Origin of the sequence: Flexivirga meconopsidis, assembly GCF_026162425.1 — a bacterium.
Lineage (GTDB): Bacteria > Actinomycetota > Actinomycetes > Actinomycetales > Dermatophilaceae > Flexivirga > Flexivirga meconopsidis.
In genome coordinates this window covers 382,436-395,477 of record NZ_JAOBQJ010000002.1, presented here as the reverse complement: position 1 = coordinate 395,477, position 13,042 = coordinate 382,436, and the positions used below count along the sequence as shown (strand labels likewise).

Here is a 13,042-nt window from a genome sequence, read left to right as displayed (position 1 = left end):
GTCCGGTGACCGTCACGCACAGCCGATGGGCGAGGTCCACGACGCCGGTGGAGTGGTGTGCCCCGCCGCCGGACGCGAACCCTGCCTGCCGCGCGATCCGCCTGCGTGACGTCCCGCTCGAGACCGGCGTCCTCCCGGAGGTGGTCGTCACCTTCCAGACCTGGGGCCGGCTGGCGCCGGACGCGAGCAACGCCGTGCTCGTCGAGCACGCACTGACCGGTGACTCGCACGTGGTCGGCGAGGCCGGGCCCGGCCAGCCGACCGCCGGCTGGTGGCCGGGCTTGATCGGGCCGGGCGAACCGCTCGACACGCGCGCCTTGTTCGTGGTCGCGATCAACGTGCTCGGCGGGTGCCGTGGCACCACCGGGCCAGGCTCGGTCGCACCCGACGGTCGGGTCTGGGGCTCGCGCTTCCCACACACCACGATCCGCGACCAGGTGCTGGTGGAGGCCGCGGTAGCCGACGCGCTCGGCATCGACGCATGGTTGCTCGTGCTGGGCGGGTCGATGGGCGGCATGCGCGCCGCCGAGTGGGTCGCCGGGCACCCCGACCGCACCGACGCTGCGCTCGTCATTGCCAGCACCGCGCGCGCGGCGGCCGACCAGATCGCCTGGGGGCAGGCGCAGACCCTGGCGATCACCAGCGACCCTGCGTATGCCGGGGGCGACTACTACGGGACCGGCACGACCCCGGCGACGGGCCTGGGGTTGGCGCGGCGAATCGCCCACGCCACCTATCGCAGCGCGGCCGAGTTCGACGACCGGTTCGGAGCCGATCCGCAACCCGGAGAGGACCCGCTCGTCGGCGGCCGTTTCGCGGTCGAGAGCTACCTGGACCACCAGGCCGGCAAACTCGTCGCCCGCTTCGACGCCGGCGCCTACGTGCAACTCACCCGGGCGATGGCGACCCACGACATCACCCGCGGCCGCGGCACCCTCGCGGAGGTGCTCGGTGCCTATCCCGGACTGCTCCGGGTGGCGGCGGTCGACTCCGACCGGCTCTTCCCGGTGCGGCTGTCGGAGGAGATGGTGGCGGCATACGGCCAGGGCACGGTGCGGCTGATGCGCTCCGGTCACGGCCACGACGGATTCCTGGTCGAGACCGACCAGGTGCGGGCGCTGGTGCGCGAGGCGGTGACCGACGTGTGGCAACTCCGCTCTCGTCGCCTCGGCGTCGGCTGAGCGGCCACTGGGTTCGGGCACTGGGCACATCGACTCGCGCCGCGACCTGCGGCACGATGCCCCGGCGGGGTAGCGTCAGCAGCGGTGCGGCACCGCGTGTTCGTCCACGGTGTCCCGCACCGATCGATGACGGCCTGAGAGAGGGTGATGGTGCGGTGGCAGTCGTGGTGGGATACGTGCCGACCAAGGAGGGCGCTGCGGCGTTGCGACGCGCGGCCGCCGAGGCGTCCGTCCGGCAGACCCCGCTGATCGTGCTCGATTCCGCGCACCCCGACGGCGATGACCAGACCGACGACGCTCGCAAACAGCTGGCCGATCTCGGAGATCTCGACGTCAGTTACGAGGTGCGCACTGTGCCGAACGGTGAGGACGCAACCGAGGAGCTGCTCCGGATCGCCGAGGACGAGTCGGCCGATCTGCTGGTCATCGGACTGCGCCGCCGCACCCCGGTCGGCAAACTGATCCTGGGCACCAACGCGCAACGCATTCTGCTCGACTCCGCGTGCCCGGTCCTGGCGGTCAAGCCACCGGCGGAATAGTGATCCCACCGCCGGCGTTGTCCTTGCGACGAGCCGAATCGGTGGTGAGCAGAACGTTTTTCGGCATACGAACGGTTGCGGGACACGCCGTCCGACCGGCTGAATGGCAGGTCGGTGGCAGCTCCCGTGCCCCGGCTCGTTTTATAATGGTGTCGAAGCACTCGCGAGTGAGGTTCCTCGAAGCCCTCGAAGCATCACTCGCGGCGTTGCCCGGAAACCCCAACCTCGGTAGCCGTCGTCCATGGACGGCAACGTCGTGATGCCAGCACGACCCGACAGTTTTGGAAGGTAGTTGGTGGACCTCGTGTCGAAAACCCCCGCAGCCCCCGAATTGCCGACGGAGTTCGCGCACCCCGCGCTGCAGCAACTCCTCGCCATCGGACAGGCGAACGGTTCGATCGACAGCTCGCAGCTGAAGACCGCGCTGGAGACGGCCGAGATCGCGCCGCAGCGGATGAAGACCGTGCTGCGTGCCCTTGACGAGCACGGAATCGCCGTGACCCTCGACTCCGAGACTGCCGCCCGGGCGGTCGCCACGACGACCACCCGTCGTTCGACCAGCCAGAAGGCCACCAAGCCGGCCGCGAAGAAGGCCCCGGCCAAGAAGGCCGTCGAGGCCAAGACCGACGCCAAGCCGGCTGCGAAGAAGGCCGCTGCCAAGAAGACAGCCGACGCCGCACCCGAAGACGACGCCGCCCCGGAGAAGGCACCGGTCAAGAAGGCCGCCGCCAAGAAGACCCCGGCGAAGAAGGCCGCCGCCAAGAAGACTGCCGCCAAGAAGTCGGACGAAACCGCCGAGGCCGAGCCCACCGAGGACGAGCAGGCGAATGCGGCGGCCGACGCCAAGCCGGAGGAGGAGAACGAGTCCGGCGGCTTCGTCATCCGGCAGGACGACGAGGACGACGCCCCCGCCCAGCAGGTGGTCACCGCCGGCGCCACCGCCGACCCGGTCAAGGACTACCTCAAGCAGATCGGCAAGGTCGCCCTGCTGAACGCCGAGCAGGAGGTCGAGCTCGCCAAGCGCATCGAGGCCGGCTTGTTCGCCGAGGAAAAGCTCAACGCGGGCGAGAAGATCGAGATGAAGCTCAAGCGCGAGCTCTGGTGGATCGCGCAGGACGGCAAGAAGGCCAAGAACCACCTGCTCGAGGCCAACCTGCGTCTGGTCGTCTCGCTGGCCAAGCGCTACACCGGCCGCGGCATGCTCTTCCTGGACCTGATCCAGGAGGGCAACCTCGGTCTGATCCGTGCGGTCGAGAAGTTCGACTACACCAAGGGCTACAAGTTCTCCACCTACGCCACCTGGTGGATCCGGCAGGCGATCACCCGCGCGATGGCCGACCAGGCGCGCACCATCCGCATCCCGGTGCACATGGTCGAGGTCATCAACAAGCTGGCCCGAGTGCAGCGGCAGATGCTGCAGGATCTCGGCCGCGAGCCCACGCCGGAGGAGCTGGCCAAGGAACTCGACATGACCCCGGAGAAGGTCGTCGAGGTGCAGAAGTACGGCCGCGAGCCGATCTCGCTGCACACCCCGCTCGGCGAGGACGGCGACAGCGAGTTCGGTGACCTCATCGAGGACTCCGAGGCGGTCGTGCCGGCCGACGCGGTCAGCTTTACCCTGCTGCAGGAGCAGCTGCACTCGGTGCTCGACACTCTCTCCGAGCGCGAGGCCGGTGTGGTCTCCATGCGCTTCGGCCTGACCGACGGACAGCCGAAGACTTTAGACGAGATCGGCAAGGTCTACGGCGTCACCCGCGAGCGCATCCGGCAGATCGAATCCAAGACGATGAGCAAGTTGCGGCACCCGTCGCGCTCGCAGGTGCTGCGCGACTACCTCGACTGACGGCCCGCCCAGAGGCTCATTTATCGCCCAAAGGCCCACTTATTCCACCGCGAAATGCGCTGGATATGTGGGCCTTTCGGCAATAAGTGGGCCTGTCGACGAAGGGGTGTGCCGGACGGTCAGCGGCCCCGCCGGCGGGACACCCGGGCGAGCACCTGCTGCGGCCAGCGGGTCACCGACCGCGCCGCCTCGCGCACCACGTCCCGCCCGGTCTGCGGTATGACGAGAGCCGCGATCCGGGTCGGCAGCGACTGATTGCTGCGGACGACGTGCAGCAGCCGGTCGGCGTCGCGCGCGATCGACCGGGATGTCTCGCCCGGACGTGCGTAGCGCTCGCTCTCCAGGGTTTGCACGGCACGATGCAGCGCCGAACGCCCGGGCTCGTCCAGCGGCGTGCTCGAGCGGTAGTAGCGCTCGGTGGCGCGCGGCGAACGGTCCTGCGGCGGTGGGATGCCGAGGTCGGCCAGCTGGGACTGCAGCACCTGCCACTGGCCCTCGACCGGCGCATGGCCGGCGAACCGCCGCTCGATCGACTCGCGGCGACGCCGGGCGAGCAGCGGCAGCACCAGCGCCCCGAGCAGGCCGAGCACCAGGACGGCCGCCGTCGGCAGCGCGTATCGCCAGAAGTCGATCCGGCCGCCGCCCGCGGCCGCGGCCTGGGAGGCCGACGGCGCGGGTGCGGCGGTCGAGGGGGCACGCGTGGGCGCCTGCGACGGCGAGGCGGACGCGGACGCGTCCGGTGCGCGGCCCCCACCGGGGGCGGTGCTGGTGTCGCCGGTGTAGTCGGGCGCGGGGCCGGACCGGACCCCGGGGGTGGGCTCGAAACGGGTCCAGCCCAGGCCCGACAAGTAGAGCTCGGGCCAGGCGTGCGCGTTGGACTGCAGCACCCGGTAGACGTTGTTGCCGTCCGAGACCCCGGGTAGGAAGCCCAGCGCCATACGCGCCGGAATGCCGTTCGCGCGGGCGAGCATGATCATCGCCGTCGCGAACTGCGTGCAGTAACCCTGTTTGGTGACCAGGAAGTTGGACAGCGGGTCGAGCCGTCGACCGTCGACCGTCCGGGTTGGTGCCAGCGTCAGGGAGTAGGTGAACTCGTTACCCCGCAGATAATCCTGTATGGCGACAGCCTGCTGCATCGGCGTGTCCCCGCCGAGTTGCCGCGCCAGCGCCCGCACCCGAGGCTCGGAGATCGGGTCGAGTTTGAGTTCGGCATCGAAACCCGCAGGGTCGACCGGCCGGCTGCCGTTGTCGGCGTTCTGCGCGGGAACCCGGTAGCGCACGGCATACGACTGTGCGGTGGTGCGGGTGTAGGGCTGGCTGGTCGTGGTGGAGTAACCCCACGAGGTGTCGCCGAAGTTGGCCGAAGCCACCGGGAACGGCACCGGCACGAACGGCGGGCGCATCGTGTTGCGGGTGACCGTCATCGTCTCGGTGGTGTCGTCGGGGGAGGTCTGCAGGCCGGGCGGCACCGGCAACCCTCGGTTGTTGGTGCCCTGGTCGAGGCCGACCGCGCCGGGGAACCCGGTCCACTCCCCGCCGGCGTAGGTGCCACCCGCGGTGACCCGCAACGGCGGCGGGAGCAGCTCCGAGGAGCGGAAATCGAGGACGGGCGAGGTGTTCTGGCTGCGCAGGTCATTGGCCAGGTTGGCGGTCGTGCTGAACGCGACGGTGCCCGCCCCGCCGCCCGAGCCCCGGCCGAGGCCCTGCGCGAAGTAATGCGTGCTCGGCAACGGCGTGACTGCCGGCACGATCAACGCGGCAAGGATCGTCACGATGCCGAGGGTGCGCGCGACCGACGCCAGGCCCGCCACGCCCAACGGGTCGTCCAGCAGCGTCGGCGACGTGGAGCGGGCCCGCATCGAGGACCAGCCGCGCACCAGCATCCCGCTGCCGTGTGCGACCATCACCAGCCACACGACGGCCAACGCGACGAAGTAGACCGGATTGAGCGCCTCGCCGGTGTTGGACGTCGACAACAGGTAGATCACCAGCAGCGGCACCCCGGCCAGCGACGGCTGCCGCGAGCTCACCGCCAGGAAGTCGACGGTGATCGCGAGCCCGGGGACGATGAGTTCGAGCATCATCCGCAGCCCGGGCGTGACCGGCGCCGGTGCGGCCGACTCGCGCACCGTCCGGCTGGCCTCGTCGACCAGATCGCGCACCGCCGAGGCGAAGGTCGAGTCGAAATGATCGGGCACGTTCAGCACGGCGACGATTGCCACGAGGCCGAGCAGTTGCAGCAGCAACACCACGGCGTATGGCGTGCCGACCGCGCGCAACGCCATACCGATGCCGAGGACGGCGGCGCTCACCAGCACGATCGCCCAGAGCCACCCGCCACCTTGCAGCAACGTGGTGAGCGGCCAGGACGCGACGATCACCGCGATCAGCGCGAGGGCGGTTTCGCTCGGCCGGGCCCGGGTGATCACAGCGCGCCCACCTGCACCAGCGCGCGGTTGCTGACCGTCGCCCACGCCTGCGGGATCGAGGTGCGGGCGTCGACGAGCACCACCCGCCACCCCGCGTGCGCGAGTTGGTCGCGCACCGCTCGAGCCTGCGGCGAGGGGCCGGCGCCGGCGAACGTGTCGGTGTCGAGCACGAAGCCCAGGGCAGCGGACCCGGCCTGCCGCATCGCGGCCAGGTCGCCGATCACGCTGTCGTCGTGTGCGGTCACGATCGCAGTGACGAGGCCGCCGAAGCGGACCAGCTCGTGGGCGTGCGAGATCAGCTGCCCGAACTCCAGGTCGGCGCCCACCTCGGCCGAGGCAAGGTCGTGCACCAGCTGCCCGGCGTCCCGGGCTCCTTCGACGGTGTGCGTCACCATCGACTCGCGGGTGGCCAGGTGGAGTTGATACCCCAGCTCCTCCAGCCGTATGACGATGGACGCGGTCGCGCTCACGGCCCATTCGAAGGAGCTGCCCGCGCCGGACCCGCGGTGACCGGACTCGCGCGAGTCCAGCACGATCGTCGCCGAGCGCCGGGCCGGACGGTCCTCCTGGCGGACCATGAGTTCGCCGCGGTGGGCGGTCGCCGGCCAGTGCACCTTCCGCAGGTCGTCGCCGTCGTGGTAGCCGCGGATGCTGACGTCCTCCTCGCCGTGCAAGGCGACCATCTGCGGCGTCTCGCCCTCGCTGCCCAGCCCGGCGCCCGGCGGGTGCGACGACCCGAGCGGCACGATCCGCGGTAGCACGAGCACCTCACCGACACCGTCGATGGAGCGGGTGCAGCTGGTCAGCCCGAACGGGTCCCGCTGATGCAAGGTCACCGGACCCAGCGGGTACCGGCCCCGCAGGTGACTACGCACGGTGTAGCTGACCTCCCGGCTGCCGCCGGGGTCGGTACGCGGCAGCACGAACCGTGGCCGGTCGCCGAGCACGTAGTCGACCCGCTCCTCGGCGAGGTAGAGCGCGCTGGCCCGGCGCCCGGTGTTGCGGAAGGTCACGTCCACCTGCGCCCGCTGATCGGGCATCACCGTCTCGGGGCTGACCGTGCGCTGCACGGTGAGCTGCGCTGCCGGCCTGCGGGCGAACACCAGGGCGAGCAGCGCCAGGGCCACGAGCAGCACCCCGACCCGCACGATGTCCTCGAAACCCAACACGACACCGGCGACCGCGAGCACCGCTCCGGCGGCGAGGAATCCTCGTCCCCTCGCGGTGAAGCCGGCTCGGCGCGGGCGCCCCGTCATACCGGTCATCGGGACGCGGGAGGCACCGGCACGCGCCGCACGATCTCACCGAGCACCGCGCCCGCGCCGCGGTGCAGGTGCTGGTTGTCGCTGGACAGGATCACCCGGTGCGCGAGCACCGGTTCGATGAGCGCCTGCACATCCTCGGGTATGACGTGGTCGCGCCCTTCGAGTGCGGCGAACGCCCGGGCGGCGCGCAGCAGTTGCAGCGACGCCCGCGGCGAGGCGCCGAGCCGGAAGGCGCTGCTGCCCCGGGTCGCCGACACGATGTCGACGATGTACTGCCGCAGCGCCGGGCTGGCGTGCACCTGCGAAACCCGGTCGGCCATCCGGGCGACGGTTGCGCCGTCGGTGACCGGTTGCATCCCGTCGAGCGGAGAGCCGCCACCGTGCACGTCGAGCATCTCCAGCTCCGCACCGGGCGGCGGGTAGCCCATCGAGATGCGCGCCATGAAGCGGTCGCGCTGGGCCTCCGGCAGCGGGTAGGTGCCCTCCATCTCGATCGGGTTCTGGGTGGCCATCACCAAGAAGGGCTTGTGCAGCCGGTAGGTGGTGCCGTCGACGGTGACTTGCCCTTCCTCCATGCACTCCAGCAGCGCCGACTGCGTCTTGGGCGATGCCCGGTTGATCTCGTCACCGACCACCACGTTGGCGAAGATCGCGCCGGGGCGGAATTCGAAGGTGCGGGTGTCCTGGTTGAAAACGCTGACCCCGGTCACATCGCTGGGCAGCAGGTCCGGGGTGAACTGAATGCGTCGCATGGGGGAGTCGATGGACCGGGCCAAGGCCTTGGCGAGCATCGTCTTGCCGACGCCGGGCACGTCCTCGATCAGCAGGTGACCCTCGGCGAGCAGCACCACGACGGCGGTGCGGATCACCTCCTGCTTGCCTTCGATCACCGCCGACACCGACCGGTGGATGTCGGAGGCGACGCGCTGGACGTCCTGGATGGAGGTGGTCGGCGCGTGGGCACCGGGTGTCGAGGCCGGTGCGGAACCGGTGTCGATCGATGAGGACATGTGTCGATCCTGCCTGATACATCACGGGCTGGTCATCGGAACTACAGACAACGCAACCACTCCAACGCACGACCGGGCGCTTGCGTTCGCCCCGGTTCACCCGCCCGGGCCTCCACCACCGCTCCCACCACTTGGCTCCACCACTTTGCTCCACGCCCGCTCCCGCTCGCCGCGAGCCGCACGCTCACGCACCCGAGTGGCCCCGTAATTGCGCGGAATGCCGTGGGCCGCTCGCCGCCGGGGTGTGCCGCTCGATCGGCCGTGGCCGGAGGTATGGCGACCCAATGCCGCCGCGGGGGCCGAATTCGCTCCACCGCGCTCCACCCACTCTGACCTGCATAAACACTCGAACTGACCGGGAAAACCGGGCCCGGCATGGCGACATGTGGGGCGAAGTGGAGTAGGGTGGGGCTTGTTGGTGAGCGGCGGAAATCGAGGAGGAGGTGCCGTGCATGTTCCTGGGCACGCACACCCCGCGCCTCGACGAGAAGGGGCGGCTGTTCCTTCCCGCGAAGTTCCGCGACAAGCTCGCCGGCGGCCTGGTCATCACTCGAGGTCAGGAGCGCTGCCTCTACGTGTTTGCGATGGCCGACTTCGAACGGCTGGCCGCCGAGATGAACAACACCCCGGTCACCAACCGCGCCGTGCGCAACTTCCAGCGCGTGCTGCTGTCCGCAGCCTCCGACGAGATCCCGGACAAGCAGGGCCGCGTCACGATCCCGGCCGTCCTGCGGGAGTACGCGGGGCTGACCAAGGACTGCACGGTCATCGGCACGGGCAACCGGGTCGAGGTCTGGGACACCCAGGCCTGGAACGACTTCCTCGCAGCGACCGAGGACGACTTCGCCGAACAGGGCGAGGAGGTGATTCCCGGCGGACTGTTCTGATCCTCGGCCTCCATCCGCTTCCCGACACGCAGTTCCGGCGCACCTTCCCCGGTGCCGGAAGTGCGCAGGCAGGGACAGCGGCTGGGGACCAGGGCTCAGAAAGCCGCTGGGCATCACGCACCCGACCGATCACCTTGACGACACTCTGCGAGAGGACACCGGCCATGGGCGCGAGCCGCGGCGATGCTGCCGACCGGCACACCCCGGTGCTCGCCGGTCGCATCACCGAACTCCTCTCTCCTGCCTTGCAATCCGATGGCGCCGTCTTCGTCGACGGGACTCTCGGGATGGGTGGCCACACGCAGGCGATCCTTGCGGCCAACCCCGGCGCGATCGCCTACGGAGTCGATCGGGACACCGAAGCGCTGCGACTCGCGGGGGAGCGGCTCGCGTCCTATGGCGACCGCTTCCGGCCGGTGCACGCGGTGTATGACGAGGCCTTCGCCATACTCGCCGAGCAGGGGGTCACCCGGGTCGACGCCGTGCTGTTCGACCTCGGCGTCTCCTCGCTGCAACTGGACGAGTCCGACCGTGGCTTCGCCTACAGCGTCGACGCGCCGCTCGACATGCGCATGGACCAGACCACCGGCGTCACCGCCGCCGACGTGCTCAACACCTATTCGGCGGCCGACCTCGAACGCATCCTCAAGGTGTATGGCGAGGAGCGTTTCGCCCGCCGCATCGCCTCGGCCATCGTGCGCGAGCGCGAGCAGGCGCCGTTCACCGACTCCGCACGACTGGTCGAGCTGCTGCGGCGCGCGATCCCGGCCGCGTCCCAGCGCACCGGCGGTCACCCCGGCAAGCGCACCTTCCAGGCGCTGCGCATCGAGGTCAACTCCGAGCTCGACGTATGGCGGGACGCCCTGCCGGCCGCGATCGACGCGCTCACGGTCGGTGGCCGCGTGGCGGTGCTGTCCTACCACTCGCTGGAGGACCGCATCACCAAACAGGCACTCGCCGCCGGTGCCATCAGCACCGCCCCGCCCGACCTGCCGGTCGAACTGCCCGAGCACGCGCCATACCTGAGGCTGCTCACCCGCGGGGCCGAGCAGCCGACCGATCGCGAGACCGAGGACAACCCACGCGCAGCCTCAGCCCGGTTGCGCGCAGCCGAACGTATCCGCAGCACCACGAAGGGATCCCGCAGATGAGCCAGCTCACCGCGCTGCCCAGGCCCACGGCCAAGTCCACCCGTCTGCCGAAGCGGGCGGCGACGACCACCAGTCGCCCTTCGTTGCGGGTGGTGCAGCACCAGGACGCCGCCGAGCACTCGGGCGTCGGCTTCGTCCTGCTGTGTGTCTTCCTGCTCGTCGGCGGCCTCATCGCGCTGTTGCTGCTGAACACCAGCCGCGCGCAGCAGTCGTTCGCGATCGACAAGCTGCAGGCCAAGTCGGCCAACCTGACCGACCAACAGCAGGCGATCTCCAGCCAGCTCGACGATCTGGCCGCGCCGCAGCAGCTGGCGCTGCGTGCCCAGCAGCTGGGTTTGGAGCCGGCGAAGAACGTCAAGTACGTGCGTAAGGCAGATGGCAAGGTGCTCGGCGTGGCGAAGGCGTCCGGTGCGCAATCGGCGTTTACGGTGGGGACGCTTCCCTCGACCCCGGCTTCGCGGGCGGCGGACGCGACCACGTCGGCGGCCTCGCTCGGCCTCGTGATCACCAAGCCGAAGCCCGCGACCAAGGACCCGAAGGCAGCAGCCAAGTCCGACTCGAAGAACGCCAAGAACGCCAAGAAGGACAAGACCACGTCCGGCAAGTCCGCCGCCACGTCGCCCGCGAAATCAGCGGCTTCGACCAAGCAGCAGACCGAGAAGAAGACCGGCAACGCCGACAAGGCGAAGGCCACCAGCACATCCACCCCGAAGCCGACCACCACGAGGTGACCAGTGAGCACGTCCCGCCGCCCGGGTGTGCGAGGCAACCGTCCGACCGCGACCCCGTCGCGCGACGCAGGCACCAAGCTCGGTCGCACCTCGAGTCGGGAAAGCGGCCGGCCGCGCACTGACCGGTCCGGCGCAAGTCCTCGTCCGGGCCGGCTCGGTTCGCTCGCCGCGGCGCCACCGCGCCGGCCGCGCAAACCGGTCGCCCTCGGGGTCGGGCATCCGCGCCGCCGGGCGCGCATGCTGCTGGTGGCAACGCTGTTCATCTTCAGCCTCTTCGCCGCGCAACTGCTGCGCATCCAGGGCTTCGACGCGCAGAGCGTCTCCGCGCAAGCCCTGAAGTCCCGGTTGCACACCAGTTCGGTGCCCGCCCAGCGCGGGAGCATCGTCGACGCGAACGGCACCGTGCTGGCCGCCAGCCTCGACCGGGTCAACATCGTCGGCGACGCCACCGCGACCGTCGTCTACAAGAAGAGGGTCGACGGGCAGGTGCGCACCGTCGGCCTCGCCGGCGCCGCGACCGATATAGCCAATGCCGTCGGCGTGCAGCCACAGCCGATCCTCACCGCGCTGCAGCAGGCCGAGAAGAAGGGCTCGCAGTTCACCTACCTGGCCAAGAACGTCACCCCGGCCCAGTGGAAAGCCGTGCAGGACCTGCAGATTCCGGGGATCTCCAGTGAGGCCAGCTCCGAGCGCGACTACCCGCAGGGCACCTCGTTGGCGCCGCTGCTCGGTTGGATCGACGCCAGCGGCCAACCCGGTGGGGGTGTGGAGCAACTGGAGCAGAAGGCGCTCAACGGCAAGCCGGGCAAGCACGTCTACGAGCAAGCACCGGACGGCACGACGATCGCCAGCGGGGACAACAAGGACACCCCGGCGGTCGACGGCAAGAACGTGCAGCTGACGATCGACAACGACCTGCAGTGGTACTCCCAGAACGCGCTCGCCGAGGCGGTCAAGAAAGCCGGTGCGCTGTCCGGCGAGATCGTGGTGATGGACCCGAAACAAAACCTCAAGGCGGTCGCCAGCTACCCGAGTTTCGACAACAACAACATCGCCTCCGCGGGCTCCAGCGATCTGCAGTCGCGGCCGTTCACCGACGCCTACGAGCCGGGGTCGACCGGCAAGATCATCACCATGTCCGCGCTCCTGCAGGAGGGTAAGGCGACCCCGGCCAGCCCGGTCGTCGTGCCGCCGACCCTCACTCGAGCCGGCACCACCTTCCACGACGCGGAGGTGCACGGCACCGAGAACCTCACCCTGGCGGGCGTGCTCGCCCAGTCCTCCAACATCGGCACCATGCTCGCGGGTTCGAAACTGCCGTCCTCGACGATCTATGAGTACATGCAGAAGTTCGGACTCGGGCAGACCAGCGGCATCGGCTTCCCGGGCGAATCCGACGGCGTGCTCACCCCGTTCCAGAAGTGGAGCGACACCCAGAAGTACACCGTGCTGTTTGGCCAGGGCGTCGCGGCCACCGGCATCCAGGAGGCGTCGATCTTCGCCACCATCGCCAACGGCGGGGTGAAAGAGCCGACCAAGCTGGTCTCCGGCATCGGCACCGGCAACGACTTCACCAAACCGGCCGACGACCGCTCGTCGCAGCGGGTGGTCTCCAGCAGTGTCGCGACCCAGATCACCAAGATGATGGAGGGCGTGGTCTCCGGGGACGGCACCGCGAAGGCGGCCCTCGTCCCGGGCTACTCGATCGCCGGCAAGACCGGCACCGCGAACCGCTACGACCCCAAGCTCGGCCGGTATGACGGTTACACCGCCTCGTTCATCGGTTTCGCTCCGGCGAGCAACCCGCGCTACATCGTCGCGGTGACCCTCCAGCGACCCACCAAGGGCAGCATCTACGGTGGTGACGTCGCAGCCCCGGTGTTCTCACAGGTGATGAGCTACGCGCTGAAGAACGGCGGCGTGCCGCCCAGCGGCAAGCAGGCGACGCCGTACCCGCTCACCTTCCAACCCGAGAAGTCCCGCAAGCCCTGAGGGCACGCACACCG

General features: G+C 69.9%; 10 protein-coding genes. 7 read left to right on the top strand and 3 right to left on the bottom strand.

Features of this window, described 5'->3' with window-relative positions; translation table 11 throughout:
* Positions 1-5 precede the first annotated feature (5 nt).
* From metX to N2M23_RS07230, 3 genes are all read left to right on the top strand, one after another.
* The gene (gene metX / locus N2M23_RS07240) at positions 6-1,181 is read left to right on the top strand and encodes a homoserine O-acetyltransferase MetX (RefSeq protein WP_265444388.1); all 1,176 of its coding nucleotides are present in this window, start codon (positions 6-8) and stop codon (positions 1,179-1,181) included.
* Positions 1,182-1,336: 155 nt separating this feature from the next.
* Positions 1,337-1,720 carry a universal stress protein gene (locus N2M23_RS07235; protein ID WP_265444387.1) on the top strand — a complete coding sequence of 128 codons (384 nt, stop codon included), beginning with the start codon at positions 1,337-1,339 and terminating at the stop codon, positions 1,718-1,720.
* A gap of 304 nt (positions 1,721-2,024) precedes the next feature.
* Positions 2,025-3,563, top strand: a complete 1,539-nt coding sequence (locus N2M23_RS07230) for an RNA polymerase sigma factor (protein WP_265444386.1) — start codon at positions 2,025-2,027, stop codon at positions 3,561-3,563.
* A 119-nt stretch (positions 3,564-3,682) separates the two neighbouring features.
* On the opposite strand, the gene N2M23_RS07225 is transcribed toward N2M23_RS07230, so the two are convergent.
* From N2M23_RS07225 to N2M23_RS07215, 3 genes are read right to left on the bottom strand one after another with little or no spacing between them, the layout of a single operon-like run.
* Positions 3,683-5,992, bottom strand: a complete 2,310-nt coding sequence (locus N2M23_RS07225; protein WP_265444384.1) for a transglutaminase TgpA family protein — start codon at positions 5,990-5,992, stop codon at positions 3,683-3,685.
* Positions 5,989-7,248: a DUF58 domain-containing protein gene (locus tag N2M23_RS07220; RefSeq protein WP_265444383.1), complete on the bottom strand. Its 1,260-nt coding sequence runs from the start codon at positions 7,246-7,248 to the stop codon at positions 5,989-5,991. The genes N2M23_RS07225 and N2M23_RS07220 overlap by 4 nt, the downstream gene beginning before the upstream one ends.
* Positions 7,249-7,253: 5 nt before the next feature.
* The gene (locus N2M23_RS07215; RefSeq protein WP_265444381.1) at positions 7,254-8,267 is read right to left on the bottom strand and encodes an AAA family ATPase; all 1,014 of its coding nucleotides are present in this window, start codon (positions 8,265-8,267) and stop codon (positions 7,254-7,256) included.
* A gap of 452 nt (positions 8,268-8,719) precedes the next feature.
* Between N2M23_RS07215 and mraZ the strand changes: the two genes are divergently transcribed.
* The 4 genes from mraZ to N2M23_RS07195 all read left to right on the top strand — a co-directional run bounded on the left by mraZ (position 8,720) and on the right by N2M23_RS07195 (position 13,028).
* Positions 8,720-9,154 (top strand): division/cell wall cluster transcriptional repressor MraZ, encoded by a 435-nt coding sequence (gene mraZ / locus N2M23_RS07210; RefSeq protein WP_171154537.1) that lies wholly within the window; start codon positions 8,720-8,722, stop codon positions 9,152-9,154.
* 164 nt (positions 9,155-9,318) lie between these two features.
* On the top strand, positions 9,319-10,305 hold the full coding sequence (rsmH, locus tag N2M23_RS07205; RefSeq protein ID WP_265444379.1) for a 16S rRNA (cytosine(1402)-N(4))-methyltransferase RsmH: 987 nt from the start codon (positions 9,319-9,321) through the stop codon (positions 10,303-10,305).
* The gene (gene ftsL / locus N2M23_RS07200) at positions 10,302-11,036 is read left to right on the top strand and encodes a cell division protein FtsL (RefSeq protein ID WP_265444378.1); all 735 of its coding nucleotides are present in this window, start codon (positions 10,302-10,304) and stop codon (positions 11,034-11,036) included. Before rsmH ends, ftsL begins: the two co-directional genes overlap by 4 nt.
* Before the next feature lie 3 nt (positions 11,037-11,039).
* Entirely contained in the window at positions 11,040-13,028 is a 1,989-nt protein-coding gene (locus tag N2M23_RS07195; RefSeq protein ID WP_265444376.1) for a peptidoglycan D,D-transpeptidase FtsI family protein, read from the top strand.
* Positions 13,029-13,042: the final 14 nt, after the last annotated feature.